The organism is Roseomonas mucosa ATCC BAA-692 (assembly GCF_000622225.1).
Classification (GTDB): Bacteria; Pseudomonadota; Alphaproteobacteria; order Acetobacterales; family Acetobacteraceae; genus Roseomonas; species Roseomonas mucosa.
Genome location: NZ_JHWD01000034.1, coordinates 1 through 25,750 on the forward strand (window position 1 = coordinate 1; position 25,750 = coordinate 25,750).

Annotated in this window: 26 protein-coding genes and 1 pseudogene; 19 read left to right on the forward strand and 8 right to left on the reverse strand. The window is 68.0% G+C overall.

What is annotated here, in order from left to right; all coding sequences use genetic code 11:
* Positions 1–113: 113 nt before the first annotated feature.
* From BT98_RS0118205 to BT98_RS0118270, 12 genes are all read left to right on the forward strand, one after another.
* Entirely contained in the window at positions 114–623 is a 510-nt protein-coding gene (locus tag BT98_RS0118205; protein ID WP_019462036.1) for a hypothetical protein, read from the forward strand.
* Between the two features lie 258 nt (positions 624–881).
* Positions 882–1,058 (forward strand): acetone carboxylase subunit gamma, encoded by a 177-nt coding sequence (locus BT98_RS25015; protein WP_202801214.1) that lies wholly within the window; start codon positions 882–884, stop codon positions 1,056–1,058.
* Positions 1,059–1,489: 431 nt separating this feature from the next.
* Positions 1,490–2,542, forward strand: a complete 1,053-nt coding sequence (locus tag BT98_RS0118220) for an ABC transporter substrate-binding protein (RefSeq protein ID WP_019462039.1) — start codon at positions 1,490–1,492, stop codon at positions 2,540–2,542.
* Entirely contained in the window at positions 2,542–3,540 is a 999-nt protein-coding gene (locus tag BT98_RS0118225) for an ABC transporter permease (RefSeq protein WP_027297386.1), read from the forward strand. Before BT98_RS0118220 ends, BT98_RS0118225 begins: the two co-directional genes overlap by 1 nt.
* Before the next feature lie 44 nt (positions 3,541–3,584).
* Complete coding sequence (locus tag BT98_RS0118230) at positions 3,585–4,328, forward strand: ABC transporter ATP-binding protein (protein ID WP_019462041.1); 744 nt, start codon at positions 3,585–3,587, stop codon at positions 4,326–4,328.
* Positions 4,329–4,681: 353 nt separating this feature from the next.
* Positions 4,682–5,842, forward strand: coding sequence for an LLM class flavin-dependent oxidoreductase (locus BT98_RS0118240; protein ID WP_019462043.1), 1,161 nt, complete (start codon positions 4,682–4,684; stop codon positions 5,840–5,842).
* Positions 5,843–5,853: 11 nt separating this feature from the next.
* Positions 5,854–7,167, forward strand: a complete 1,314-nt coding sequence (locus BT98_RS0118245; RefSeq protein ID WP_019462044.1) for an O-acetylhomoserine aminocarboxypropyltransferase/cysteine synthase family protein — start codon at positions 5,854–5,856, stop codon at positions 7,165–7,167.
* Between the two features lie 19 nt (positions 7,168–7,186).
* Complete coding sequence (locus tag BT98_RS0118250; protein ID WP_019462045.1) at positions 7,187–8,230, forward strand: isopenicillin N synthase family dioxygenase; 1,044 nt, start codon at positions 7,187–7,189, stop codon at positions 8,228–8,230.
* Positions 8,231–8,499: 269 nt separating this feature from the next.
* Entirely contained in the window at positions 8,500–9,471 is a 972-nt protein-coding gene (locus BT98_RS0118255; protein WP_037251503.1) for an aliphatic sulfonate ABC transporter substrate-binding protein, read from the forward strand.
* Positions 9,468–10,652 carry an FMNH2-dependent alkanesulfonate monooxygenase gene (gene ssuD, locus BT98_RS0118260; RefSeq protein WP_019462047.1) on the forward strand — a complete coding sequence of 395 codons (1,185 nt, stop codon included), beginning with the start codon at positions 9,468–9,470 and terminating at the stop codon, positions 10,650–10,652. Before BT98_RS0118255 ends, ssuD begins: the two co-directional genes overlap by 4 nt.
* 358 nt (positions 10,653–11,010) lie before the next feature.
* Positions 11,011–12,099, forward strand: coding sequence for a catalase family protein (locus BT98_RS0118265; RefSeq protein ID WP_019462048.1), 1,089 nt, complete (start codon positions 11,011–11,013; stop codon positions 12,097–12,099).
* 78 nt (positions 12,100–12,177) lie between these two features.
* Positions 12,178–12,762: a carboxymuconolactone decarboxylase family protein gene (locus tag BT98_RS0118270; RefSeq protein ID WP_202801213.1), complete on the forward strand. Its 585-nt coding sequence runs from the start codon at positions 12,178–12,180 to the stop codon at positions 12,760–12,762.
* Positions 12,763–12,816: 54 nt separating this feature from the next.
* On the opposite strand, the gene deoC is transcribed toward BT98_RS0118270, so the two are convergent.
* The 4 genes from deoC to BT98_RS0118290 all read right to left on the reverse strand — a co-directional run bounded on the left by deoC (position 12,817) and on the right by BT98_RS0118290 (position 16,438).
* Positions 12,817–13,518, reverse strand: a complete 702-nt coding sequence (gene deoC / locus BT98_RS0118275) for a deoxyribose-phosphate aldolase (RefSeq protein WP_019462050.1) — start codon at positions 13,516–13,518, stop codon at positions 12,817–12,819.
* A 363-nt stretch (positions 13,519–13,881) separates the two neighbouring features.
* Positions 13,882–14,241, reverse strand: coding sequence for a tRNA-binding protein (locus tag BT98_RS0118280; protein WP_019462051.1), 360 nt, complete (start codon positions 14,239–14,241; stop codon positions 13,882–13,884).
* Between the two features lie 80 nt (positions 14,242–14,321).
* Positions 14,322–15,056: a haloacid dehalogenase type II gene (locus tag BT98_RS0118285; protein WP_019462052.1), complete on the reverse strand. Its 735-nt coding sequence runs from the start codon at positions 15,054–15,056 to the stop codon at positions 14,322–14,324.
* A 224-nt stretch (positions 15,057–15,280) separates the two neighbouring features.
* A complete protein-coding gene (locus BT98_RS0118290; protein WP_019462053.1) occupies positions 15,281–16,438 on the reverse strand; it encodes an NAD(P)/FAD-dependent oxidoreductase in 1,158 nt (385 codons plus the stop codon).
* Positions 16,439–16,762: 324 nt separating this feature from the next.
* Here BT98_RS0118290 and BT98_RS0118295 point away from each other — a divergent pair, with 324 nt between their 5' ends.
* Positions 16,763–17,260 (forward strand): Lrp/AsnC family transcriptional regulator, encoded by a 498-nt coding sequence (locus tag BT98_RS0118295; protein WP_019462054.1) that lies wholly within the window; start codon positions 16,763–16,765, stop codon positions 17,258–17,260.
* A gap of 14 nt (positions 17,261–17,274) precedes the next feature.
* Here the strand turns inward: BT98_RS0118295 and BT98_RS0118300 are convergent, their stop codons facing one another.
* The gene (locus tag BT98_RS0118300; protein WP_019462055.1) at positions 17,275–18,180 is read right to left on the reverse strand and encodes a LysR family transcriptional regulator; all 906 of its coding nucleotides are present in this window, start codon (positions 18,178–18,180) and stop codon (positions 17,275–17,277) included.
* 93 nt (positions 18,181–18,273) lie between these two features.
* Between BT98_RS0118300 and BT98_RS0118305 the strand changes: the two genes are divergently transcribed.
* Genes BT98_RS0118305 through BT98_RS28195 form a run of 4 tightly spaced genes read left to right on the forward strand, consistent with a single transcriptional unit; the run spans position 18,274 to position 21,783 of the window.
* Entirely contained in the window at positions 18,274–19,674 is a 1,401-nt protein-coding gene (locus BT98_RS0118305) for a CitMHS family transporter (protein WP_027297387.1), read from the forward strand.
* Between the two features lie 41 nt (positions 19,675–19,715).
* Positions 19,716–21,056 carry an acyclic terpene utilization AtuA family protein gene (locus BT98_RS0118310; protein WP_019460153.1) on the forward strand — a complete coding sequence of 447 codons (1,341 nt, stop codon included), beginning with the start codon at positions 19,716–19,718 and terminating at the stop codon, positions 21,054–21,056.
* A 2-nt stretch (positions 21,057–21,058) separates the two neighbouring features.
* Positions 21,059–21,379, forward strand: coding sequence for an AtuA-related protein (locus tag BT98_RS0118315; protein WP_019460154.1), 321 nt, complete (start codon positions 21,059–21,061; stop codon positions 21,377–21,379).
* On the forward strand, positions 21,376–21,783 hold the full coding sequence (locus BT98_RS28195; protein ID WP_051004745.1) for a GNAT family N-acetyltransferase: 408 nt from the start codon (positions 21,376–21,378) through the stop codon (positions 21,781–21,783). The genes BT98_RS0118315 and BT98_RS28195 overlap by 4 nt, the downstream gene beginning before the upstream one ends.
* On the opposite strand, the pseudogene BT98_RS26750 reads toward BT98_RS28195, so the two are convergent.
* Positions 21,749–22,015, reverse strand: a pseudogene (locus BT98_RS26750) (transposase); the annotation flags it as partial. The gene BT98_RS28195 and the pseudogene BT98_RS26750 sit on opposite strands and share 35 nt — an antisense overlap.
* A gap of 103 nt (positions 22,016–22,118) precedes the next feature.
* Between BT98_RS26750 and istA the strand changes: the two are divergent.
* Together istA and istB are read left to right on the forward strand one after the other, a co-directional pair.
* On the forward strand, positions 22,119–23,642 hold the full coding sequence (gene istA, locus BT98_RS0118325) for an IS21 family transposase (RefSeq protein WP_027297388.1): 1,524 nt from the start codon (positions 22,119–22,121) through the stop codon (positions 23,640–23,642).
* Positions 23,632–24,411 carry an IS21-like element helper ATPase IstB gene (istB, locus tag BT98_RS0118330; protein WP_027297389.1) on the forward strand — a complete coding sequence of 260 codons (780 nt, stop codon included), beginning with the start codon at positions 23,632–23,634 and terminating at the stop codon, positions 24,409–24,411. The genes istA and istB overlap by 11 nt, the downstream gene beginning before the upstream one ends.
* 188 nt (positions 24,412–24,599) lie before the next feature.
* Here istB and BT98_RS0118335 read toward each other — a convergent pair whose 3' ends face one another.
* Positions 24,600–25,358, reverse strand: coding sequence for a copper resistance protein B (locus BT98_RS0118335; protein WP_027297390.1), 759 nt, complete (start codon positions 25,356–25,358; stop codon positions 24,600–24,602).
* Between the two features lie 5 nt (positions 25,359–25,363).
* A partial coding sequence (locus BT98_RS0118340; RefSeq protein ID WP_027297391.1) for a multicopper oxidase domain-containing protein occupies positions 25,364–25,750 on the reverse strand: 387 nt, incomplete at its 5' end.

A 25,750-nucleotide genomic window follows, 5' to 3' on the forward strand; every position in this document is an offset into this window, starting at 1 on the left:
GCGCCGCCCCGCCAAGGTCCGGGCCTTCTTCCAGGCCCCTTCCGTCCGCTACGCCGCATAGACAACATGATACCTTTTTGAGGGCCGGATTAGTATCTTCCGACTGAGGGCTGATGGGTGGCTATCCGGCGGCCTCCGAGTACCGCTTCGCCGCACACGACACAGGGCTGAAGGACATCATCGCCAAAGGAGGCGAAATACCGCCCGGCGGCGACACGGATCCGCAGAACCCGCGCTGGGACGCAATGATCGGCGATGCACGGATCAAGCGCGACAAGCAGTCCATCACCACGGAGGAGATGTTCAGGGACTACGACCTCTCCCTCAACTACGTGCGCGGTGGGCCGGGCTTCGGCGACCCGCTGGGCCGCGAGCCGCAGAAGGTCGCGGATGATGTCAATGGCGGCTACCTGATCGATCGCTTCGCAGCCTCCGTCTATGGCGTGGTGCTGAGCAAGGCCGCTGATGGCCTGGCCGGCGTTGACGAGGCCAAGACCAGTATCCTGCGCGACCGCATCCGCAAGGAGCGTCTCGCCAAGGCGGTTCCGGCCAGCACCTGGATGAAGCAGGAGCGTGAGAGGATCCTCTCGAAGGAGGCTGGCCTTCAGGTCCAGCAGATGTAGGCAGCCAGCTTCAAGCTCGGTTCGCGTTGGGAGGAGGGCTTCCGGAAGTTCTGGAACCTGTCAGAGGACTGGCGGCTGATGGAAGCTGACCTGCCGATCCCATCCTATGGCTGCGAATACTCGATGGACCTTTCGGAACTCCCTGACGTCAAGACGGCATCCTTCGTCGAGGAGTGACGTCGCTGCGGGGCATTCTTCATGCGCGGGATGCCCTGTCCAACCTGATTCACGAGATGGAGGAGATTTAACCCCCGGTTGATGGCGCCCTCCACCGAATGGCAGGTGATCCGCGAATACTTCTGCCCGCTTTCGGGCGATCTGCTGGATGTCGAGGCCCCTACGCCCTGGTACTCCATCATTCATGACTTCGAGCCGGATATCGATGCCTTCTACAAGAACTGGCTCGGCCTGGATGTTCTTGAGCGGGCGGCATAGGCGCCCGAAACCGTAATCGTCATGTCCTTGCCACGGTATTGGCAAGTTGAGGACGGTCGTCGGGACGGTCCGGCCAGCGCAAACTGGCGGAATGATGCCAGAGCCTGCCACCTGGCCCGGCTACCGCTTTCCGGCGCAGATCGTCCCTTCCCGCCCCCACGTGAGGCGCCCTCTACCCCATACGCCAGTCGCGCAATCCGCCACGGCCGGGTCAGACCGCATGCAGGGAGAACGGCCTCTTCCGAGCACATCGCGGAGAGGAATGTTCCTCGGCAACAGCGAAATAGAAACCCCCATGCTTTTGACTATTTTCCATAGTGGTTCTCTTATTAACACGAAGGTAAACGATCTTTAGTGGGGGCCGGATGCTGCTGAGACATCGAACGGGAGGAGTTCGGGGCAGGATTCCCAACGGCCTGGATCGGCGGACCGTGCTGGGCGCCGCGGGCCTTGCAAGCCTGTCGCTGCCACTGATGGGGTTTGCGCCACGTGCGGGCGGCCCCTCCGATGCGTTGGACGCGCTGCTTCGCGACGCCCCGATCTGCCGTGCCGGTGCATCGGGCGCCGCATCTGGCACCGCCCTGCGTAAGCTGACGCTTGCCTGGAATGCGACCGCCATCTGCACCTCGCCCGTCGCGGTGGCACAGCAGCAGGGCATTCTGGCGAAGCATGGGCTGGAGGTCGAGTTCGTCAATTTCGGCTCCTCCACCGAGGCCCTGCTGGAGGCGATCGCGACCCGCAAGGCAGATGCCGGTGTGGGCATGGCGCTGCGCTGGCTCAAGCCGTTGGAGATGGGCTTCGACGTCAAGATCACCGGCGGCACGCATGGCGGCTGCATGCGGCTGATCGGCGACCCCGCGGCCGGCGTCACGGGCGATGTCGCCTCGCTGCGCGGCAAGACCATCGCCACGGCCGACATGGGCGGCGCCGACAAGAACTTCTTCTCCATGCTGCTCAAGCGGCGCGGCATCGACCCGGACCGCGACGTCACCTGGAAGGTCTTCCCTGCCCATGTCTTTGGCCTGGCGCTGGAGCGTGGCGAGGCGCAGGCCGTCTCCGGCGGGGACCCGATCGCCTGGCTGCTGCAAAGGGACCGAAAGCTGGTGGAGGTCGCCACCAATCTTTCCGGCGAATGGGCTGACCGCGCCTGCTGCATCATCGGCGTCAGTGGCGCGCTGGTCAGGAACGAGCCGCAGGTGGCCGCCGCGCTTACGCGCTCCCTGCTGGAGGCGCAGGACCTTGCCGCCCATGACCCCGCTGTGGCGGTGGACACCTTCCTGACCTATGCCCCGGCCAGCACCAGCCGTGACGATCTCATCGCCATGATGCGCAGCCATACCCATGGCCACCATCCCACCGGCCGCGCGATCCGCGACGAGATCGAGCTCTATGCGGAAGAGCTCAAGTCGGTCGGGGTCATGCGCGCCGGCACCGATCCGAAGCGCTTCGCCGGGCGCGTCACCGCCGACGTGCTGGGGGCGTGATGAGCGGCGCCACCGTCGCCGGGGCCGGCGACGCCCCGATCGAGACCGGAAGGGCCAGGGCCTGGGGAAGCAGCCTTCTGGCCGGCTTCATCTGGATCGCCGCCGCCGGCGTCGTCGCCGTGCCGGAGGACGCCATCGAGGTCGGCCGGACGCGGGAGCTTGCCCTGGCCGCCGCGCTTCTCGGCGGTGTGCTGCTCCTTTCCGCCGTGCTCTCCCCCTGGCTCGGCAAGGTGGGCGGGAAACTGCGCGCGGCGGGGCCCTGGCTTACCGTCCTGCCGCTGGCCCTGATCGTCTGGGAGTTGCTGACCGCCAAGCTCGCCCTGCTTCCCCTGCCCTTCTTCGCTTCGCCACAAGGTCTGCTGGAAGTCTATCTGGAGGACTGGCCGCGCCTGGGCGAGAGCGTGCTGCGCTCGCTCTGGCTGCTGGTCAGCGGCTATGCCATCGGCGCCGCGGCGGGTTTCGTGGCCGGCGTGGCGCTCGGCTGGTCGCGCGCCATCGGCTACTGGGTGCATCCGGTGCTGCGGCTGATCGGGCCGCTGCCCGCCACGGCCTGGCTGCCGATCGCCTTCTTCGCCTTTCCGACCAGCGGCAGCGCCAGCACCTTCCTTGTCGCGCTGGCGAGCTGGTTCCCGGTGACGGTGCTCACCTGGTCCGGCGTTTCGGGCGTCAACAAGGCCTATTACGACATCGCCCGCACGATGGGCGCCAGCCAGAGCTTCCTCGTGCTCAAGGTCGCCGTGCCGGCGGCGCTGCCGCAGGTCTTTGTCGGCCTCTTCATGGGCCTCGGCGCCTCCTTCTCCGTTCTTGTGGTGGCGGAGATGCTGGGCGTGAAGGCCGGTCTCGGCTGGTATCTGCAATGGGCCCAGGGCTGGGCGGCCTATGGCAACATGTACGCGGCGCTGCTGCTCATGGCGCTGATGTGCTCCACGCTGACGACGCTCCTCTTCAAGGGCCGCGACCGGCTCCTCGCCTGGCAGAAGGGAACCGTGCGGTGGTGAGCGCAGCACTTCACAAGGCTCCGGTGGTGGAGCGGGTCCAAGGCATGGCGCTGGAGATCCGCCACGCCAGCCAGGCTTTCCAGCTGGAGGGCCAGCCCCTGCCGGTGCTGGACAACGTTTCCCTTTCCGTGCGGCCGGGCGAGTTCGTGGCGCTGCTCGGCCCCTCGGGCTGCGGCAAGTCCACGCTGCTGCGGCTGCTGGCCGGACTGGACGCGCCCGTCTCGGGGCATGTTCTGGGCGACGGCGCGGCGATCACCGCGCCCGATCCCTCCCGCGTCCTGGTGTTCCAGGACCCGACGCTCTATCCCTGGCGCACCGTGCGGGCCAATGTCGCGCTGGGGCTGGAGGCGCGTGGCCTGTTGCGCCGCCAGGGTCACCGGGTGCAGGAGGCGATCGACCTCGTCGGCCTGACGGGCTTCGAGACCGCCTATCCGCACCAGCTTTCCGGCGGCATGTCCCAGCGCGTTGCCCTGGCGCGCGCCCTGGTGAACGATCCGCGCCTGCTCCTGCTCGACGAGCCGCTGGGCAAGCTCGACAGCCTCACCCGCCTGTCGATGCAGGCGGAGCTGGTGCGCCTGTGGCAGCGATCCGGCCTCACCGCCCTGCTGGTGACGCATGACGTCGAGGAGGCGCTGATCCTGGCGCAGCGCGTGGTGGTGTTCAGCCCCCGCCCGGCGCGCATCACGGCGGAGCTGGTGGTGGACCGCCCCTATCCCCGGCATCGCGACGATCCGCATCTGGTTGCCCTGCGGCGCGAGGCGCTGGGCTTGCTGGGGCTGGAAGGGTGACGGTGTGGCTCCAGAGGGAAGGCGTCCGGGGCAATCCGTCATGATCGGTATCGTCTGGCGCAGCCTGCTGCTGCTCGGCCTGTTCCTCGCCGGGCTGAACCTCCTGGGCCTCATCCCGCAGGAGGCCTCCCGCCCATCGGTGGTGGCCGAGCAGTGAGCCCGGTGGCGCGCCTCGTCCCCTGGCCGGATCAGGGGTTCGCGGCCCGGCCGCGATGTCGGGGCGGCCGCCCCGGCTGACGGCCCGACGGTCCGGAAGCCCGGGCGGCCATGGCCCACCGGACGGCGCCCCATCGTTGGGCGCCATCCCGCAAGGCCGCGCCCCGCACCGATACGAATCACGAGGACATCGCAGCATGAGTGTGCACATCACCGGGATGATCTGGGCCCGCCCGACCTCCGACCTGGAGGTGACCGGCGGCCCCGCCGTGCAGCCCGATTTCATCGAGCGCATCACCCTGGCGCATGAGGAGGCAGGCTTCGACCGCGTCCTGGCCGGGTACTGGACCAATGCCGCGGACGGCTTCCTGGTCCTGGCCCATGCCGCCTCGGTGGCCAAGCGCATCCATTTCCTGCTCGCGCACCGGCCGGGCTTCGTTTCCCCCACTTTGGCGGCGCGCAAGATCGCCACGCTGGAGAACCTGACCGGCGGCCGGCTGGCCCTGCACGTGATCTCGGGCGGGGAGGATGCCGACCAGCGCAAGGATGGCGACCATGCCAGCCATTCCGAGCGCTACCGCCGCACCGACGAGTTCCTGGAGGTGGTGCAGAGGACATGGACCGCCACGGAACCCTTCGACCATGTGGGCGAGTTCTACTCGGTCGAGCAGGCCTGGTCCGACGTGCGGCCGATCCAGCCGAAGCTGCCGGTCTTCTTCGGTGGCGCCTCGGACGCCGCGATCCGCGTCGCGCAGAAATACGCCGATGTCTATGCCCTGTTCGGCGAGCCCCTGGCCGAGACCGCGGCCATGCTGGCCCGGCTGCGCGCCTGCCTGCCGCGTGGGCGGGAACTGGCCTTCTCCTGGTCCAACCGGCCCATTCTGGGAGCCACCGAGGCCGAGGCCTGGGACCGCGCCCGGCATATCCGCGAGCGTGCTCTGGCCAAGCTGGCACGGGCCGGCGGGAGCGGGCTGATCCCGGGCGGCCAGGCGGTGAACTCCCAGCGCCTCGTTGCCCTGTCGCAGCGCGGCGAGGTGCTGGACGAGCGGCTCTGGACCACCATGGCCGGGGTGCTGGGCGGGCGCGGCAACAGCACCGCGCTGGTCGGCACGCCGGAGCAGGTCGCGCGTTCCATGCTGCGCTACCGGGAGCTCGGGGTGAGCCACTACATTCTCCGCGGCTGGGACCCGCTGCCGGACGCCATCGAATACGGGCGCGAGCTCATCCCGCTGCTGCGGGAACTGGCCGAGGCGCAGGACCGGCGGCGCCTGAGCGTTCCGGCCCATACCCTCGCCTCCCGCCGCCTCGACGTCCGGCAGGCGATCGACACCAGCCTCGCCCCATCCACCCAGGGCTGAAGGAGATCCCGATGTCCGAACCTTCCCTGCATCCCGACACCCTGGCCCTGCATGGCGGCTGGCGTGCCGACCCCACCCATGGCGCGGTGGCGGTGCCGATCTACCAGACCACCTCCTACCAGTTCGAGAGCAGCGAACATGCGCGCCGCCTCTTCGGGCTGGAACAGCTCGGCTACATCTATTCCCGCACCGGCAACCCGACCGTCGATGCGCTGGAGCAGCGCCTCGCCGCGCTGGAGGGAGGCGTCGCGGCCCTGGCGCTCGGCTCGGGGCAGGCGGCTTCCGCCTTCTCGGTGCTGGCCCTGGCGCGGGCGGGAGACAACATCGTCTCCTCGACCGATCTCTATGGCGGAACCTGGAACCTCTTCGCCAACACCCTGTCGCGCTTCGGCATCGAGACTCGCTTCGTCGATCCCACGGACCCGGAGAACTTCCGCCGCGCCACCGACGAACGCACGCGCGCCTATTATGGCGAGACGCTGCCCAATCCGAAGCTGGTCGTGTTCCCGATCGCCGAGGTCGCGGCGATCGGCCGGCCGCTGGGCATCCCCCTGATCCTGGACAATACGGCGGCGCCGCTGCTGGCGCGGCCGCTGGATCATGGGGCGGCCATCGTGATCTATTCCGCCACCAAGTATCTCGGAGGCCACGGCACCAGCATCGCCGGCGCCGTGATCGATGGCGGGAAGTTCGACTGGCGCGCGGTGCCGGAACGGCAGCCTTCCCTCAACACGCCCGATCCGAGCTACCACGGCATGATCTGGACCGAGGCGGCGCCGCGGCTCGGCGTCCCGCCCTATCTGGCGGCGCTGCGCTCCTCGATCCAGCGCGACCTCGGCGCCCCGCTCTCGCCCTTCAACGCCTTCCAGATCCTCCAGGGCGTCGAGACGCTGCCCCTGCGCATGCGGCGGCACAGCGAGACGGCCACCGTGGTGGCGCAATGGCTGTCGCGCCGCCCGGAGGTGACCCGGGTCATCCACCCGTCGATGCAGGGTGGGGAAGCCCGCGCCCGGGCCGGGCGCGTCCTGCACGGAGGCTTCGGCGGCCTGGTGGGGGTGGAACTGGAGGGGGGCCTCGACGCCGGGCGGCGCTTCATCGACGCGCTGAAGCTGTTCTACCATGTCGCCAATATCGGCGACGCGCGCAGCCTGGCGATCCATCCGGCCAGCACCACCCACAGCCAGCTCTCGGCCGAGGAGCAGGTCCTGACCGGCGTGACGCCGGGCTACGTACGGCTCTCGATCGGGCTGGAACATGCGGTGGATCTCCTGGCCGACCTGGCGCAGGGCCTCGACGCCGCCGGACAACTGGCGAAAGCCGCCTGACAGACAAGGGAAACGCGAGATGTCCTTCGCAGACGACATTGTCACCGTTCCGGCCGTCCCCCGGCCGGACCTGCCTCTCCTCGACCTTCGCCGCCTCGATGGCACGCCGGAGGAACGCGCCGCCTTCCTCACGGATCTGCGCCATGCCGCGCGGGAGGTCGGCTTCTTCTACCTGTCGGGGCACGGTGTTTCCGAGGCGCTGGAAGCGGAGGTGCGCGACATCTCCCGCCGTTTCTTCGCCCTGCCGGAAGCGGAGAAGCTGAAGGTCCAGATGATCCACTCGCCGCATTTCCGCGGCTACAACCGCGCCGGGCTGGAGTTGACGCGCGGCCGCCCGGACTGGCGCGAGCAGTTCGACGTGCATTCCGAGCGCGATGCGCTGCCTATCGGGCCGGACACGCCGCCCTGGGCGCGCCTCCAGGGGCCCAATCTCTGGCCCGACAAGGCCCTGCCGGAGCTTCGTCCCGTGCTCCTGCAATGGCAGTCGGAGCTGACGCGCGTGGCCATCCGTCTCGTGCAGGCTTTCACGGAGGCACTGGTCGGCGATCCGGATGCCCTGGCGCCGATCTATCGGGAGAACCCGAACCAGACGATGAAGATCATCCGCTACCCGGCGCGGCTGACGGATGACGCGGCGCAGGGCGTGGGGCCGCACAAGGACAGCGGGTTGCTGACCTTCGTGCTCCAGGACGACACGGGCGGGCTGCAGGTGGAAACGGAGAAGGGCTGGGTCGAGGCCGTGCCGCGCCCCGGTACCTTCGTGGTCAATATCGGCGAACTCCTGGAACTCGCCTCCAATGGCTACCTGAAGGCGACGGTGCATCGTGTCGTGAGCCCGAAGGTGGGGCGGGACCGCTATTCCGTGGCCTTCTTCCTGGGCGCGCGGCTGGATGCCACCGTGCCGCTGCTCGATCTTCCGCCGGCCCTGGCGGCGGAGGCCAAGGGGCCGGCCAGCGACCCGGAGAACCCGCTGTTCCGCAATGTCGGCGCCAACTACCTGAAGGGACGGCTCCGCTCGCATCCCGATGTGGCGCAGCGCCATCACGCCGACCTGCTGCGGTAGGACCGGAACGGACGCCGTGGGCCCGGGGGTGGGCCGTGGCGCCGGACTTTCATCGGCACGCGCCGAGATCTGGTTCCGGCCGGAAGAAACCTCTCCCGCACGGCTTCCTCATGCGTCGATTTTGCTTCGTATCGCGGCAACTTTGAAAACGCCGTCCATGGCAATCCCGCCACCTTCCCGGTAGCCCTTGGAGCCCGGCGTTCGGCCAGGATGGCGTCAGCCGAAAGCCCAGACCGGGCGACATGTTGAACCTGAAGTGGGAGACAGACGTGACATCGAGGCTTTCCCGGCGCCGCTTCGGCCTCGCCCTGGCCATTCCGGCGCTGACGGCTCCCGCCTTCATGGGACGATCCCGGGCACATGCCGCATCACCGGTCCGCATCGGCTATCAGAAGAACGGGTCGCTCGTGATCCTCCGACAACAGCGCCGGCTCGAGGCTCTCGGCATTCCGGCCGAGTGGATCGAGTTCCCGTCCGGCCCGCCGATGCTGGAGGCGCTGAACGCCGATGCCGTGGATTTCGGTGCGACCGGCGACACGCCGCCGATCTTCGCCCAGGCCGCCGGCGCGGATCTCCTCTACGCCGGCGGCCAGCCCGTCAGCGGCCGCAATGCCGCGATCCTCGTGCGGAAGGATGTGCCGATCCACAAGCTGGGTGACCTGAGGGGCAAGCGGCTGGCCTTCACCAAAGGATCGAGCGCCCATAATTTCGTTGTCCGCGCCCTGGCCTCGGCGTCTCTCGGTCCGGGCGACGTACAGGCCGTGCAATTGCAGCCCTCCGATGCCGCGGCGGCGTTCCGGCAGGGCAGCATTGATGCCTGGGCCATCTGGGATCCCTTCTTCGCCATCGCGCAGCAGGAACCCGGGACGCGTGTCCTGACGACGGCCGAGAACATCGCCCCGAGCAACAGCTTCTTCCTGGCCAGCCGCAACTTCGCCGAGCGGGACGCCGACAGGCTCCTCACGCTGCTCGGTGCCATCAACGAGGCCGCGGACTGGGCGGACCGGAACCCCGACGACCTCGCCCGCATCATGGCCGAGGTCACCGGCGTGCCGCTGGCGGTGCAGCGTGTCGCCGCCGCGCGCGGTGTCTATGCCGTGCAGGCCGTGGACGACGCCATTGTCGCACAGCAGCAGGCCATCGCCGACAGCTTCGCCACGCTGCGCATCATTCCACGGCGGATCGACATCCGCGCCGCCGTCTGGACACCGCCCCGCCAGATCGCCGGAGCCCGCCCATGAATGCCGAACCTTTTCCGGAGAGTGGTGCCGAGGCGCCGCCGCTGGACCTGATGTGGTTCCTGCCTTCCGGCGGGGACGGCTCCTATCTCGGCACCGGGAAGGGGCATCGGGTGGTGGACAACCGCTATCTGCGCCAGATCGCCCAGGCCGCCGACCAGCTCGGCTACAGTGGCGTGCTGCTGCCCACTGGCAATGGCTGCGAGGATGCACTCGTCACCGCCTCCTCCATCGCCCCCTTCACCGAGCGCCTGCGCTTCCTCGTGGCGCTACGCCCCGGACTGACCCTGCCGGGGGAGGCGGCGCGGCAGTACGCGGCGCTGGACCGGCTGACGGGTGGCCGCCTGATGGCCAATGTCGTCTGCGGCGGCAATCCCGCCGACCTCGCGGGTGACGGGCTCACCCTGGGCCATGACGAGCGCTATGCCCAGGCGGACGACTTCCTGACGATCTGGCGCGGCCTCATGGCCGGGCAGACGGTGCAGCACGAGGGAACGTACCTTTCGTCGCGGGGCGGGCGGCTGGCCTTCCCGCCCGTGCAGCGCCCGCATCCGCCGCTCTACTTCGGCGGATCGTCGCCGGCGGCCCATGCCCTGGCGGCGGCCCAGGCCGATGCCTACCTGACCTGGGGAGAGCCCGTCGCGGCGGTGGCAGGGAAGATCGCGGATGTGCGCAACCGGGCCGCCGCTCTCGGCCGCAGCCTGCGCTATGGAATCCGGCTGCACCTGATCGTGCGGGAAACCGAGGGCGAGGCCTGGGATGCCGCGCACCGGCTGATCCGCCACCTGTCCGACGACACCATCGCAACGGCGCAGCGCAAGCTGGCGCAGGAGAGCGACAGCGTTGGCCAGAAGCGGATGCTGGCGCTGCATGGCGGCTCACGCGAAAGGCTGGAGATCGCGCCGAACCTTTGGGCCGGTGTCGGCCTGGTCCGCGGCGGCGCGGGCACGGCGCTGGTCGGCGACCCTGAGACGGTGGCGGCGAGGATCCGCGAGTACCAGGCGCTCGGCATCGATACGCTGATTGCCTCCGGCTATCCGCATCTGGAGGAAGCGTATCGTGTGGCGGACCTGCTTTTCCCGCTGCTGAACCTCTCCGCCCGGCCTAGCCCCGCCGTGGAAGGACCAAGCCTCGTGAACGGCGGCGGCGCCTTCATGACCACGGTGGAGAAGGCAAGCACCTGAAGACCGGTATGAGCGGCGTCCCTATGGCCGCCGCTCACGCCTCGCCCACCTGCGCGGGAGCCTGTTCCATGTTCCGATCACGGTGCCCACACCATGCGGTGCTGCTTTCCACGCGTGCGGGCCGCAGCGATCAGATAGATCGTTTCCTGCACGCCCCGTCCGGAGCGATGCTCCGGAAGTATGGGGATGGTGCTACATCGCCCAGCCTTCAGGAGCAGCGGCAACCTTAGGGCTCGCGGCGGTTTATTCGCAGAGCGAAGCCTGTTCCAGACGAACCCGCCAGTCGCTCTTCTGTCCTGGCACGAGCAATTCATGGCATGGTCTGGACAGGCGGGAGAACCGAAGAAAGGAGCCGACGATGAGCCTCAGCCTCCCGGTCCGCTACACCCCTGGCGTGGAGGATATCCAGCCCGGCGAGCAGGACACGATCCAGGATCTCAACGAGGCCTTCGACACCATCCTGGAGACGACGGCGAAGGACTACGGCCATGCCGTCCGCTCCGTCCATGCCAAGGCCCATGGCATTCTCGAAGGCAGGATGGTGATCGCCGCTGGCCTTCCGCCGGAGCTGGCGCAGGGCCTTTTCGCCAAGCCGGGCGAGCACAAGGTCTATATGCGGATCTCGACCAATGCCGGCGACATCCTGCCGGACGCGATCTCCCTGCCACGCGGCATGGCGCTGAAGGTGCTGGATGTGGAAGGCGAGCGACTGCCCGACGCCGAGGGCAGCACCCAGGATTTCATCATGGTGAACGGGCCGGTCTTCCAGACGAAGACCGCCGACCAGTTCCTGGGCAACCTGAAGATGCTGGCCAGGACCACCGACCGGATGGAGGGCACCAAGAAGGTCATGTCCTCCGTGCTGCGCGGCGTGAACACCGCCCTGGAGGCCGTAGGGGTCGAGAGCACCAAGGTGCAGTCGCTGGGCGGCGCGCCCAATGTCGATCCGCTAGGCGAGACCTATTACAGCGTCACGCCATTCCGCTATGGCGACTATATCGCCAAGTTCAGCCTCGTTCCGGTCGCGCCGGACCTGTTGGCCCTGAAGGGCAAGGAGATCGATGCCTCCGGCCGGCCGGATGCGATCCGTGAGACGATACAGGGCGAGATGAAGGGCATCGACGGTGTCTGGGAGTTCCGCGTGCAGCTATGCCGCGACCTGGAGGAGCAGCCCGTCGAGGACCCGACCGTCGTGTGGGATGAGGAGAAGGCACCTTCCCGGACGGTCGCCACCATCACCGCGCCGCGGCAGGACAGCTGGGATGCCGCCCGCGTCCAGGCCGTGAACGAGGAAATGCACTTCATGATCTGGACCGGCCTTGCCGCCCACCAGCCACTGGGCAACATCAACCGTGCCCGGCGCGAGGCCTACAGGCATTCGGCCAGGTTCCGCGAGCGCTTCAACCGCTGCCCGATCCATGAACCGGGCGGCGGGACAGGCGCCTGAGCCTTCCGGAGGGCCTTGCCGCATCGCGTGGTGAGGCCCCTCCCGATTTTCCTCTCCTCTGACCAAGGAAGCAGAGCCTTGCGCGCAGCCCCCTTTCCACCCGACGAGATGCCGCCCGGTATCAGGGCTCTTCACGAAGACATGGCTAGGGAGATCAAGCAACACCTCAAGGGCTTCGTCTCGAAACGCGCTGACGGCGCACTCGTGGGTCCTTTCGCGCCGATGCTGCGCTTTCCGCAGTTCGGAGAGGCGGCGTGGATCTATACCAAGGCTCTGATCGAGAATTCCAAGCTGCCCCGGTCTGCGCATGAGGTGGCGATTCTCGTCACCGGCGCGGCCTTCAACTCTCGCTATGAGCTCTATGCCCACGAACACGTCGCCGATGCGGCTGGCCTGACGCCGTCCAAGATCGCCGCCATCGCGGCAGGCCAGCGCCCGGCCGACCTTACGGAAGAGGAAGCGGCCGCCTATGACGTGGCCGCGGTGCTCGCTGGTGGCCGGAATCTTCCGGAAACCACCTATCGCCGTGCGGTTGCGGCTTTCGGCGCGGAACAGACAGCGGAACTGATCTATCTCGTGGGTGGCTACTGTCTGGTTTCCGTGCTGCTCAATGCCTTCGATATGTCAGTTCCTGGCCGCGAAGAAGGCCTGCCTCAGGGCTGACCTTGCCTGTGGCCCCTGACGCGGGTGCGCCCTCCCTCCGCTCCCGTTCCTGCGTCAGTAGCCGGTGCCGGAAGCCGGCGCCCCTGTGAGCAGGGCCACGCCGGAACTGGCGCCGATCCGGTTCGCGCCGGCGGCGATCATCGCCAGAGCCGTGTCCCAGTCGCGGATGCCGCCAGAGGCCTTCACCCCCAGCGCATCCCCCACGATCCCGCGCATCAGCCGCACATCCTCCACCGTGGCACCGCCGGTGGAGAAGCCGGTGGAGGTTTTCACGAAGTCGGCCTTCGCCTCGGCGGCCAGACGGCAGGCGGTGCGCTTCTGCTCGTCCGTCAGCAGGCAGGTCTCGATGATGACCTTCAGCACCTGCCCTTCGCAGGCCTTGCGCACCGTGGCGATGTCGTCGCGCACCTCGTCAGCCCTGCCGTCCCGCAGCGCGCCGATGGGGATCACCATGTCGATCTCGTCGGCGCCATGATGCACGGCGTTTGCCGTCTCGGCGGCCTTGTCCCGGGAGGTCGTGGCGCCCAGCGGGAAGCCGACTACGGAACAGGTCTTCACCGCACTGCCGCGCAGCAGCCGCGCCACCAGCGGCACGTTCACCGGATTGACGCAGACCGAGCAGAACCCGTGCCGCAGCGCCTCCTCGCAATAGCGGCGCAGTTCGGCCGCGCCTGCTCCCGCCTGGAGCAGCGTGTGATCGATCAGCGGGGCCAGCTCCTCGGGGCGGCGCGGCAGGGCGGTCGGCTGTGTCTTCACTCTACGTCCTCTGTGCCGGGCCGTGCGATCCGGGTGGGTCAGCCCGGTGACTTTCAGTCTCCAGATTCTGTGAAAATCGTCACATCATGGGGCCACATGTCAAGGCCCTCCGCCACGAGGAGAAGGATCCAGGACAATGCGGCGATGGGCGAGCCGCGCCGGGATGCCGTGGCTTAGCGATACGGCGGCACTTGCCACTTCCTCCATGCCCCTGCGGTGGGACCTTTCGCAACCGCTGCAAGGGCTAGCCTTGCCGGAAGGGCGTGTGCTGCTGCAGAGCGGCTCGTCCGGCAGCAGATGCATGCCGACCAGTGCCGCTATCGCAACCTCATTTCCGGCTGACGGCGGCGAACGCGCAGTTCGTCAGAAGACGGCGCTACCCTTCGGCACGTCGGAGCGCGGGGAGAGGACGATCACCTCACCTTCCATGTTGCGCGCACCGAGGATCAGGACCTGCGACTGGAAGCCGGCGATGTTGCGGGGCGCGAAGTTGCAGATGCACACGACGCTGGTGCCAACGAGGTCTTCCGGCGCGTAGCTCGTGATCTGCGCGCTGGACCAGCGGATGCCGAGGTCGCCCAGATCGACGGCGACCTTGTAGGACGGGTTGCGCGCACGCGGGAAGGGCTGCACCTCGACCACCCGGCCGACGCGGATGTCGAGCTTCGCGAAATCATCGTATTCGGCCAGCGGCTTGGCCTCGGCCTGCACGGCATCGGTCATGGGATATCCCTTTGCTCAGGCCGGGGAACGGCCGGCGGCCGTGCCCCGGGATCGTTTGGAACTCGCTCGGGCGGAGCAGGTCAGGCGCGAAGCTGCTCCTGATGTGCCTTGACCAGATCGGCCATGCTGTTGAACTGGAAATCCACATGCGGCATCGTGCCGGGGTTCATGGTGGCGCCGAAGCCCTGGTCCTTGTGACGGCGATAGATCCAGCAGGATGCCAGGCCGAAGGCGTTCGCTGGCCTGTGGTCGTGGAACATGCTCTCGGCCGTGTGCAGGATGTGCTCCTTGCCGATCTTCTCGCCACCCAGCCCCGCGCCGAGGCGCTGCAGCATGTACTCGAAGTTCCGCGGGCTCGGCTTGTAGGAACCGGCATCCTCGGCGGTGATGATCGCGTCGAACTCCACCTGTAGGCGCTTGTTGCTGGCGGCGAAGCTGGCGTTGTCCACGTTGGACAGGATCACCAGCTTGTAGAACTTCTTAAGGTACCGCAGCGCGCCCGGCGAATCCTCGAAGGCCGGCCAGTTGCCGACCGACCGGCCGTAAGCCAGGCATTCCTCCAGGGTGACCGGCACGCCCCATTGTTCCGCCAGGCGCTTGTAGACAATCGGCAGCAGCTCGGCATAGGGCCGGGCCGGGGTCTGGATCTGCTGGGTGGATTCATGGAAGGCGTGCGCCTCCAGGATCTCGTTACGGCCGAGAGGACGGCCGACCTTTTCGGTCAATGGGCGAAGGCCCTCGATCATGCCGCTTTCCCAGTCGATCAGGGTTCCGTAGCAATCGAAGGTGAGAACCTTGAAGTCGGTGAGGCGCATGGGGAAACATCTCCTGCTGAACGGCGAGGGCGTTTGATACCCCGAGCGTAACCCGGCCGGGCTGCAATGAAACACCAGCCGGGTCCTTGCATCCCGCAGATGTCGCGGCGGAACGCGGACGCCACAGAATCATTTGCTGCATGGCGGCACGGCGTCTCGCCGGTGCGGGGTCGGGCGCCGCCGGGTAGCGATCGCCCGCCACGCCGTTCCGGCCCCGCTGGCCTCTATACGGCGGCCTGCTGCTTCGCGGCCTTCGCCACGAAGTTTCTCGAAGGCAGCACGCGGCCGATATCCATCCCATAGGCACCGACGAAACCCGGAAGCGATTCGCCCATCGCCAGCGCCGCCGCGAGCTGCGCCGCGCCCGGTGCGCCCATGACGCCGTTGCCGCCCTGCCCGGCCAGCCAGTGGAAGCTGGCCTCGTCAGGATCGGGGCCGATCACGGGCTGCTCGTCCGCCGCGAAGGTGCGAAGCCCGGCCCAGCGGCTCACGATCCGCCGCACCTTCATGATCGTGGCATTCTCGATACGGTCTATGGCGAGCGCGACGTCGTATTCGTCGGGCGCGGCATCGCAGGCCGGGCACGCCGTCTTGTCCACGGGCGAGACCATCACATGGCCTGCCTCCGGCTTGAAGTACCAGGTCTCCGCCACGTCGAAGGTCATCGGCCAGCTCCGCACGTCGGAACCCTCCGGCGCCTCGAAGGTGATCGCGGTGCGGCGATAGGGTTGCAGCCCCTTGGGACGGATGCCGGCGCGCGCCGCCACCTCGTCCGCCCAGGAACCGGCGGCGTTGACCACGCGGCTGGCGGTGAACTCCACGCCCGAGGTGCGGACATGCCACACTGCCGTCCGGCGCTCTAGCGTCACGGCCTCGGTGGACATCAGGGTCCGCAGGCCGCGGGCCTTGCCGGCCCGGACATAGCCCTGGACCAGCGCATCGGCGTCGATATCGGCACATTCGGGCTCGTGGAGAGCGAGCGTGAAGCCGTCTGTCCGGACCGTGGGCGACAGCCGCGCCGCCTCGGTCGCCGGGAGGAGGCGGCAGGATACGCCACGGCGCTTCAGCTCGGCCTCATCGTTGCGGAGCGAGGCTTCCTGGTCCCGCGTGCCGAAGTAGAGCGCGCCGATCCGGTGCAGCAGAGGGTTGGCAGCGAAGCCGGGCGGAGGCGCCTTGAAGAAGGGCCGGCTGGCGGTGACGAGGGTCTGCCAGCCCAGGGGCCCGTAGTTCTCGGAGATGACGGCGGCGGAACGCCCGGTGCTGTGATAGCCGAGGCCCGCCTCGCGTTCCACCAGGACAACGGGTCCGAAGCACGACAACTCGTAGGCCACCGAGGCTCCGGCCGCGCCTCCGCCGATCACAACGGCCTCGAAATGCTCCATCCTGCTCTCCATCGTTCCGGGACGCGCATGGGCGACGGCGCTACACGGGCATGGCCTGCGCCGAGCCATGCCGCAGCCCGTGCCCGATGCTAGCACCGGCCGCAGGCAGGATCGGCCGAACACCGGGGCCGCGACGAAATCTCCTGCTGCGTGTCGCCGCGGGCCAGCGGATATCCGGCGGGCACCAGGGGTGCGGAGCGGTTCGCGCCGTCGCCGCCGGCCGGGCGGGTTGCGCTTGGCAGGGTGCCTCTCTAATGTCGCGCCGAGTTCGACGGTCGGCTGAGCCTGGCCTACTCGACAGGAAGCCACTCCCGGACGACATACATGGCGCCAGGCACTCCAAAGCTGGACCGCATCGACCTGAACATTCTCTCCTGCCTGCAACAGAACGGCCGCATCACCAACCTGGACCTGGCCGGTCAGGTGGGACTGTCCCCCAGCCCTTGCCTGATGCGTGTGAAGCGCCTGGAGAAGGCCGGCTACATCACCGGCTATGGCGCGCATATCGGCATCCAGAAGCTCGGCGACACGGTGACCATCTTCACCGAGGTCACGCTCTCCGACCACCGGAGCAGTGACTTCGTGCGTTTTGAGACGCGCATCCGTGCGATCAACGAGGTCATTGAGTGCCACCTCGTGAGCGGAGGCTACGATTATCTCCTGAAGTTCATGGCACGCTCCATCCAGCACTATCAGGACACGATGGAGTATGTGCTCTCGCTGAACATCGGCGTGGAAAAGTACTTCTCCTACATCGTCATCAAATCGATCTTCTCGAAGCCACTGCCGGACCTGCACGAATTCTTTTCTGCCGTCGAGTGACGCCGCTCCCGGCGTCACCCGTGTATCCTGGCCTGCTGTTCCAGCACCGCGAGGAAGGCCAGCGCGGCAGGTGCGAGGCTCCGTCGGGACTGGGTGACGACGCCGATCTGCCGCCGCATCACCGGGTGCTCGAGCCGGCGCCAGACCAGGTCGAGCCGCCCCAGGAGCGGCATCGTCAGTCGCGGCAGGGCGGTGATGCCCAGCCCCGACGCCACCAGATGCCCGGTGGTGCCCAGGAAGGCACAGCCGTAGAGCGGCGGTATCGCCAGCCCGGCCTGGAGGAAGGCTGCATCGGTCATCTGCCGGACGCTGCTCTCGGGCGCCATGGCCACGAAGGGCCTGCCCTCGAAGGCCGACCAGGGCAGAGGTGAGCCGTCGCCGGCCAGCGCATCGTCGGGGCGGCAGACCAGGCCGAACTCGTCTGACACCAGGGGCCGATAGGACAGCGTCGTCCGCGGGCTGGGCCGGATCGTCAGCCCGATATCGGCACGGCCCTCGGTCACGACGTCCAGCACGGAGCCCGAGAGGCCGTCCAGGACCGCCACTTCCACATCCGCGCGCCCCTGGCGGTACTGCGCGATGGCAGGCGGCAGCAGGACCGCGGCAACCGAGGGCAAGGCCGCCACCGCGACACGCCCGCGCCGCCCTTCGATGAAGCGCCCCAGCTCGCTGAAGGAGCTGTCGAACTCCGCAACGAGGCGCTCCGCGATAGGGCGCAGGTCCTGCCCGGTGGGCGTCAGCGCCACGCTGCGGGTCGTGCGGTCGAACAGGCGCGCGCCGACCGTTTCCTCCATCTGCTGCACCATGCGGCTGAGCGCCGGCTGCGACACGCCCAGTTGCCGCGCGGCTTCGCTGAAGCTGCCGGTGCGGGCGAGTTGCAGGAAGGCAGAGAGCTGCTGAAGGTTCAGATTTATGCGCATATGTTATGGATATATAGGTTGCCTCCATCCTTCGTCATAGACGATTGCTTCCCCATGGACCGCCCCTTCGAGAATGGCGGCCTGGGAGGAAGCATGCTGGCCATCTTAGGCTTCGCGACAATCGCGATATTCCTGTTCGCCATCATGACCAGGCGCATGTCCGTGCTGGTCGCCCTTGTCCTCATCCCCACCATCGCCGGGCTGCTCGCCGGCGCAGGGCCGGAGCTGGGCAAGATGATGCTCGACGGCATCGCCCGGGTCGCGCCGGTCGGGGTGATGATCATCTTCGCCGTGCTCTATTTCGGCCTGATGCTCGATGTCGGCCTGTTCGAGCCGATGATCCGGCGCCTGCTGCGCTTCGTGAAGGGCGATCCGCTGCGAGTCGTGCTCGCGACGGCGATCCTCACCATGGCCGTCTCGCTCGACGGTGACGGCGCCACCACCTTCCTCATCACGGTCTCGGCGATGCTGCCGCTGTACCAGCGGCTCGGCATGAACCGGCTGGTGCTTTCGGGCGTCGTCGCCCTCGGCGCCGGGGTGATGAACATCATTCCCTGGGGCGGGCCCACGGTGCGCGCCATGGCCGCGCTGAAGGCCGATTCCTCGGCCATCTTCAATCCGGTTGTGCCCGCCATGCTGGCCGGCATCCTCTGGGTGCTCGCGGTCGCCTACTTCCTGGGTCGGCGGGAGCGGGCCCGCCTCGGCATCGCCTCGCTCGATGCCCTGCCGGCCGCCGCTCCTCGCCCCGCCTCGCTTTCCGCCGCAGTGCCCCTCGGCACCGGTCCGTCCGGCGCGGGCGAGGACATGCCCGATGGGATGTCCTCCATCCAGGCTGGCCATGCCCCGGCGGGCGAGCGCAAGATCGCGCTCGAACGGCCGTGGCTGTTCTGGTTCAACACTGTCCTGACCGTCGTCCTGATCGTGGCGCTGCTGACGTCCCTGCTGCCGTTGCCGATCCTCTTCGTGCTGGCCTTCGCCATCGCCCTGCCGGTCAACTACCCGAGCTGGGAGGAGCAGCAGAAGCACCTGGTGTCCCATGCCGGCAGCGTCGTGACCGTGTCCACCATGATCTTCGCGGCCGGCATCTTCACCGGCGTCCTGACCGGCACGAAGATGATCGAGGCGATGGCGGGCGCTGCGGTCTCGGTGATCCCGGAGAGCCTGGCAGGCTACCTGCCCCTGATCGTGGCGGTGACCAGCATGCCCCTCAGCCTGGTCTTCACCCCAGACGCCTACTATTTCGGCGTGCTGCCGGTGCTGGCGCAGGCCGCGGCAAGCTTCGGCGTCGATCCCGTCCTGATCGGCCGCGGCGCCATCCTCGGCCAGATGACGACCGGCTTCCCGCTGAGCCCCCTCACCGCCTCGACCTTCATCCTGGTCGGGCTGAGCGGGGTCAATCTCGGGGACCACCAGCGCTTCATCTTTCCCTGGGCCTTCGGGACCACGCTCGTGATGACAGCGGTCGCCCTAGCGACCGGCGTCCTCCTGGGATGAGGCCCATCATCGGCGCAGGCCGCCACGCGAAGGAAGGTTCCATGAAGACGATCAGGATCGGCGCAGGCGCGGGCTTCTCCGGCGACCGCATCGAACCGGCGGTGGAGGTGGCCGAACGGGGCGAGGTGCGCTACCTCGTTTTCGAGTGCCTGGCCGAACGCACCATCGCCCTCGCCCAGCAGGCGCGGATGAAGGACCCCGCGCGGGGCTACGACCCGCTTCTCGTCGAACGGATGCAGGCGGTGCTCGGCATCTGCCGTGCCAGGGGCATCAAGGTCATCACCAACATGGGCGCGGCCCATCCGGTGGCCGCCGCCGGGAAGGTGGCGGAAGTCGCGCGCGACCTCGGGCTTTCCGGGCTGCGCATCGCGGCGGTGACCGGGGACGACGTGCTCGACGCCGTGCGTGCGGGCGACCACAGGCTCGACGAGACGGGCGAGACCGTCGCCTCGCTCGGCAACCGGCTGATCTCCGCCAATGCCTATCTCGGCGCCGGCCCGATCGTGGAGGCGCTGGCGGGTGGTGCCGATGTCGTCGTCACCGGCCGTGCCGCGGACCCGGCCATGTTCCTGGCACCCCTGGTGCACGAATTCGGCTGGTCCATGGAGGACTGGACCCGGCTCGGGCGCGGCACCCTGGTCGGGCACCTGCTGGAATGCGCGGGGCAGATCACCGGCGGCTACTTCGCCGATCCGGGCTGCAAGGACGTGCCGGACCTGGCACGGCTCGGCTTCCCGATCGCCGAGGTGTCGGCGGACGGCACGGCCGTGATCGGCAAGGTTCAGGGTTCGGGCGGCATGGTGACCGCGGCCACCTGCAAGGAACAGATGCTCTACGAAGTGCACGATCCCGCCCGCTACCTGCAGCCGGATGTCGTGGCCGATTTTTCCGGTGTCCGGGTGACGGAGGATGGGCCGGACAAGGTGCGCGTCGAGGGCGGCGGCGGCCGGCCCCGGACCGGCATGCTGAAGGTCTCGGTGGGTTATCTGGACAGCTATGTCGGCGAAGGGCAGATCTCCTATGCCGGGCCGGGCGCCGTGGCGCGCGGACGGCTGGCGCTGGAGATCGTTGCCGAGCGGCTGCGGCTGATAGGCGTCCAGGCGAGCGAGATGCGCTTCGACCTGATCGGCGTCGACTCCATCCTGGGACCGAAGCAGCCGGCCGATGCGCCCGAGCCGCGCGAGGTGCGGGTCCGGGTCGTGGGCCGGACCGACAGCCTGGCGGAGGCGATCCGCATCGGGAACGAGGTGGAGTCACTTTACCTCAATGGACCGGCCAGCGGCGGCGGGGTGACGAAATCGGCACGGGAAGTGGTGGGCATCCGCTCCTGCCTCATCCCCGAAGCCGCAGCGGTACCGCGGATTACCTGGGTGGAGGCATAATCATGATCCTGCGCGAACTCGCCCATGCCCGCACGGGAGACAAGGGCGACATCTCCTGCGTCTCCGTCATCGCCTACGACATGGCCGATTATCCCCGGCTGATGCAGGTGGTGACGGTGGAGCGTGTGGCTGCGCATTTCGCCGGCATCGCGAAAGGCCCGGTGCGGCGCTACGAACTGCCTGGGATCGGCGCGCTGAACTTCGTGCTGGAGGGCGCGCTGGGCGGCGGCGTCACACGGTCCCTTGCCCTTGACGCGCATGGCAAGTGCCTCGCGTCCCTGATGCTGGAACTGGACATTCCGGCCGATGCCGGTTCCTCGTGAGCGGAGGCCTGCCCGTTACAGGGCGAGTTCCTCGTGGGAGCGGAAGATGCCGCGCCGCGTGGCATGCCGACCGGCAGCGGCTTGGCTACCCCGTGCTGGTTGCCGGTGCAGATGGACAAGTGCTGGGTTATGCCTCGTTCGGGGACTGGCGGGCGTTCGAGGGCCATTGCCATACCGTGGAGCACTCCGCCTATGTCCGGGTGGACCAGCGGGGCCAAGGTATCGGCGAGAGCCTCATGCACGCGCTCATCGGCAGAGCGCGGGAGATCGGAAAGCATGTCATGGTCGCGGGGATCGAGGCAGGGAACGGGGGTTCGATCCGGCTTCGCGGGAAGCTCGGCTTCCAACAGGCCGGCAACTTAGAGGTTGTTATGGACCTGCGGCCAGTTGAGCGGCCTGCTTGAGCATGATGCAGGCGAAGGCGACAAGGTGCAGGTCGGCGAGAGTGCTGGCGTAGCGCTCGTAGTCCTTCACCAGGCGCCGAAAGCGGATAGCCCAAGCAAAGGAGCGCTCGACGACCCAGCGCCGCGGCAGCAGGACAAAGCCGCGCTTGGCTTCTGGCAGCCTGATTACCTCCAACTCGATGCCGTGGGCTTTCGCAGCATCGGCTGCTTTTCTTCCCGTATAGTGTTGATTTGCACTGAGAGCTGACCCGGGAAGGGTCAGAGTTTCCGCCGAGAAATGACCCGTGTCTGTTCACCATCCCGACCGGCTGGTCGGGATTATCGGAGTGATCGACATGGAGTTGTTGAGCGTGATCCGCCGGTGGCACTACCGGGATCGCCTCCCGATCCGCGAGATCGAGCGGCGGACGGGTCTGTCACGGAACACGATCCGCAAGTACCTGCGGTCGGACGCCGTGGAGGTGCGGTTCAAGGTTCCCGAGCGTCCGAGCCGCCTGGACCCGTTTGCCGACAAACTCTCGGAATGGCTGAGGGTGGAGGCGGGCAAGGGTCGCAAGGGGCGCCGGACGGTGCGGCGGATCCACGCGGACCTGGTGGCCCTGGGTTATGGCGGATCCTACGGCCGGGTCGCAGCCTTCGTCCGGCGCTGGCAGGCGAGACGGGAGGTGGCGCAGCGGACCACCGGGCGCGGGGTGTTCGTACCGCTCGCCTTTCAGCCCGGCGAGGCCTTCCAGTTCGACTGGAGCGAGGACTGGGCGACGGTGGGCGGCAAGCGGCTCAAGCTGCAGGCCGCCCATACCAAGCTGTCGCACAGCCGGGCCTTCGTGATCCGGGCCTACAAACTGCAAACCCACGAGATGCTGTTCGACGCTCTGGCCGAGGCATTCCGGGTGCTCGGCGGGGTGCCGCGTCGCGGCATCTTCGACAACATGCGCACGGCCGTGGATCGCGTCGGCACGGGCAAGGTCCGGCAGGTCAACGCGCGGTTCCAGGCCATGGCCAGCCACTACCTGTTCGAGCCGACGTTCTGCAGTCCGGCCTCAGGGTGGGAGAAAGGTCAGGTCGAGAAAAACGTGCAGGACGCCCGGCGGCAGATCTGGCAGGTCATGCCGCCCTTCGCAGACCTGCCCGCCCTCAACGCGTGGCTGGAGGCCCGCTGCATCGAGCGCTGGGGCGAACTGTCCCACGGGGTGCTGCCGGGCAGCGTCGCCGAGGTCCACGCGCGGGAGAGGGCGAGCCTGATGCCGATGGGGCGGGCGTTCGACGGCTTCGTCGAGCACGCCAAGCGGGTGTCGCCGACCTGCCTCGTGCACTTCGAGAGCAACCGCTACAGCGTCCCCGCCTCGTTCGCCAACCGACCGGTGAGCCTGCGGGTCTATCCCGACCGCCTCGTCGTGGTGGCCGAGGGCCAGGTCGTGTGCGAGCACGCCCGGATCGTCGAGCGCTCGCACGACGTTCCCAGCCGCACCGTCTACGACTGGCGGCACTACCTGGCGGTGATCCAGCGCAAGCCGGGGGCGCTGCGCAACGGCGCACCCTTCGCCGAGCTGCCGGAGGCGTTCCGCAAGCTCCAGGCCCAGCTCCTCCGGCGGCCAGGAGGCGAGCGGGAGATGGTGGACATCCTCGCCCTGGTGCTGCAGCACGACGAGGGGGCCGTGCTCTGCGCTGTGGAACTGGCCCTCGAGGATGGCGTCGCCACCAAGACCCACATCCTCAACATCCTGCACCGCCTGACCGACGGCACGAGCACGGCCGCGGCGATCGATGCACCCCAGGCCCTCGCCCTGAACCAGGAGCCGAGAGCCGACACCGGCCGCTACGACGCGCTGCGGACCCGCGAGGTGCGCCATGCGTCATGATCCCGCCAGTGCCGCCCTCGTGGTCATGCTGCGTGGGCTCAAGATGTTCGGTATGGCCCAGGCAGTCACCGAGCTGGTGGAGCAGGGCGCGCCGGCGTTCGAGGCGGCGGTTCCCATCCTCTCGCAGTTGCTCAAGGCCGAGATGGCCGAGCGCGAGGTGCGCTCGATCGCCTACCACACCAAGTCGGCCAGGTTTCCAGCCTACAAGGATCTGGCGGGCTTCGATTTCGCGGCGAGCGAGGTCAACGAGGCCACGGTGCGGCAGCTGCACCAGGGCGAGTTCACCGAGCAGGCGGACAACGTCGTACTGATCGGCGGGCCCGGCACCGGCAAGACCCACCTCGCCACGGCACTGGGTGTCCAGGCCATCGAGCACGGCCGCAAAAAGGTCCGGTTCTATTCCACGGTCGACCTGGTCAATGCACTGGAACAGGAAAAGACCGCGAACAAGGCCGGGCAACTCGCCGACCGCCTGCTCCGCCTCGACCTCGTCATCCTCGACGAGCTCGGCTACCTGCCGTTCAGCGCCTCGGGCGGTGCGCTGCTGTTCCACCTGCTCAGCAAGCTCTACGAGCGCACCAGCGTCGTGATCACCACCAACCTGAGTTTCAGCGAGTGGGGTGGCGTGTTCGGCGACGCCAAGATGACGACGGCCTTGCTCGACCGGCTCACACACCACTGCCACATCCTGGAAACCGGCAACGACAGTTTCCGGTTCAGGAGCAGTTCGGCCGAACCCAGGAACAGGAGAGCTAAAACACCCGCTTGACCCACGACCAGAGCCCGCGGGACATATCCCTGCACGGGTCAGTTCTCGATGAAAACCCCGGGTCAGTTCTCAGCGAAACTCAACAGGGTAAACGCCGAAGCGGCCGAAGGGTGCCGTCGCCGAGGGCTCCGCGGCGGCGGCCATCCCCAGCGGCGCGGCGAGGGTCGTGCGGAGCACCAGGGCGGGCCTCAGAAGAACAGCCGGACGCCGGTCAGGAAGGCCCAGCCGCCCACGTCCTCACCCTCGTTGCGGGCGTAGCGCGCGGTGTCGCCGAGCTTCCGCTCGTAGCTGACGCCAATGTAGGGCGACACCTCGCGGGTGACCTCGTAGCGCAGCCGCAGCCCGACCTCGACGTCGTTTAAGCCGCTGCCGATGTCGCGTTCGGGCACCTTCTGGAGCGCGAAGTTGGCCTCGACGTTGGGCTGGAGCACCAGCCGCTGCGTGATGTAGGCGTCGTAGGAGATCTCGGCGCGCGCCGAGAGGTCGCCCTTCTCGCTGACGAAGCCCTGGAGGTCGACCTCGAACATGCCGGGCGCCAGCCCCTGCAGGCCGATGACGCCGTAGAAGCGGTCGGGGCGCGGGCGGATGTCGTAGCGGACACCGGCCTGGAAGTCCCAGTAGTAGCCGATCAGGCGCGAGTAGAGCAGTTGGACTTCGGCGTCCTCCACCCGGCCATTCCGCGCCGTCTCGCCTTCGGTCTTCAGCCAGACGCGGTTGACGTCGCCGCCATACCAGGCCTGCCCGTCCCAACGGCCGATGTTCGGGCCGTCCAGTCCCCAGCCGTATTCGAGCTTCTCGAACAGTACCGCGCCGGTGAACACTTCATGGCTGAACGGAGGCTCCGTGCTGTGCTGCATCGCCTGCGCATGCGCCGGTGCGACCTGGAGGATGCCCAAGGTCAGGGCGGCCAGGGAAGCGGCAGCAGTCAGGACGCTCTTGATCTTCATGACCATCACCGTGCCGAGGCCGTCTGGCGCGCCGGAACCACGGACACCTTGCGCATCATCCCGGTCTCCATGTGGTAGAGCATGTGGCAGTGGAAGGCCCAGCCGCCGGGTGCGTCGGCCTCGATGTCCACGTCGACCGTCGAGCCGGGCTTGATGTTGACCGTGTGCAGCAAGGGGTTCTCGGCCCCGTTGCCGACCTGCGGCATCATCCACATGCCGTGCAGGTGCATCGGGTGGTTCATCATGGTCTCGTTGACGAAGCGGAAGCGCGCCCGCTCGCCGAGATGGAGTTGGATGGGCTGGGCCCGGCTGAAGTTGTTGCCGTTGATGGACCAGAAGTACCGCTCCATGTTGCCGGTCAGCCGGATCTCGATGACGCGGGTCGGCTCGCG

Coding starts and splice junctions, on each gene's coding strand:
- BT98_RS0118280 (WP_019462051.1), bottom strand. CDS start 14,241: ATGACCGATGCCGTGCAGGCCGAGGCCAAGCCGCTGGCCGAATACGAT.
- BT98_RS0118305 (WP_027297387.1), top strand. CDS start 18,274: ATGCTGGCCATCTTAGGCTTCGCGACAATCGCGATATTCCTGTTCGCC.
- BT98_RS0118230 (WP_019462041.1), top strand. CDS start 3,585: ATGGCGCTGGAGATCCGCCACGCCAGCCAGGCTTTCCAGCTGGAGGGC.
- BT98_RS0118310 (WP_019460153.1), top strand. CDS start 19,716: ATGAAGACGATCAGGATCGGCGCAGGCGCGGGCTTCTCCGGCGACCGC.
- BT98_RS0118225 (WP_027297386.1), top strand. CDS start 2,542: ATGAGCGGCGCCACCGTCGCCGGGGCCGGCGACGCCCCGATCGAGACC.
- istA (WP_027297388.1), top strand. CDS start 22,119: ATGGAGTTGTTGAGCGTGATCCGCCGGTGGCACTACCGGGATCGCCTC.
- BT98_RS0118265 (WP_019462048.1), top strand. CDS start 11,011: ATGAGCCTCAGCCTCCCGGTCCGCTACACCCCTGGCGTGGAGGATATC.
- BT98_RS0118335 (WP_027297390.1), bottom strand. CDS start 25,358: ATGAAGATCAAGAGCGTCCTGACTGCTGCCGCTTCCCTGGCCGCCCTG.
- BT98_RS0118300 (WP_019462055.1), bottom strand. CDS start 18,180: ATGCGCATAAATCTGAACCTTCAGCAGCTCTCTGCCTTCCTGCAACTC.
- BT98_RS0118250 (WP_019462045.1), top strand. CDS start 7,187: ATGTCCTTCGCAGACGACATTGTCACCGTTCCGGCCGTCCCCCGGCCG.
- BT98_RS0118240 (WP_019462043.1), top strand. CDS start 4,682: ATGAGTGTGCACATCACCGGGATGATCTGGGCCCGCCCGACCTCCGAC.
- BT98_RS0118245 (WP_019462044.1), top strand. CDS start 5,854: ATGTCCGAACCTTCCCTGCATCCCGACACCCTGGCCCTGCATGGCGGC.
- BT98_RS0118295 (WP_019462054.1), top strand. CDS start 16,763: ATGGCGCCAGGCACTCCAAAGCTGGACCGCATCGACCTGAACATTCTC.
- BT98_RS0118205 (WP_019462036.1), top strand. CDS start 114: ATGGGTGGCTATCCGGCGGCCTCCGAGTACCGCTTCGCCGCACACGAC.
- ssuD (WP_019462047.1), top strand. CDS start 9,468: ATGAATGCCGAACCTTTTCCGGAGAGTGGTGCCGAGGCGCCGCCGCTG.
- BT98_RS0118290 (WP_019462053.1), bottom strand. CDS start 16,438: ATGGAGCATTTCGAGGCCGTTGTGATCGGCGGAGGCGCGGCCGGAGCC.
- istB (WP_027297389.1), top strand. CDS start 23,632: ATGCGTCATGATCCCGCCAGTGCCGCCCTCGTGGTCATGCTGCGTGGG.
- BT98_RS0118315 (WP_019460154.1), top strand. CDS start 21,059: ATGATCCTGCGCGAACTCGCCCATGCCCGCACGGGAGACAAGGGCGAC.
- BT98_RS0118285 (WP_019462052.1), bottom strand. CDS start 15,056: ATGCGCCTCACCGACTTCAAGGTTCTCACCTTCGATTGCTACGGAACC.
- BT98_RS25015 (WP_202801214.1), top strand. CDS start 882: ATGGCGCCCTCCACCGAATGGCAGGTGATCCGCGAATACTTCTGCCCG.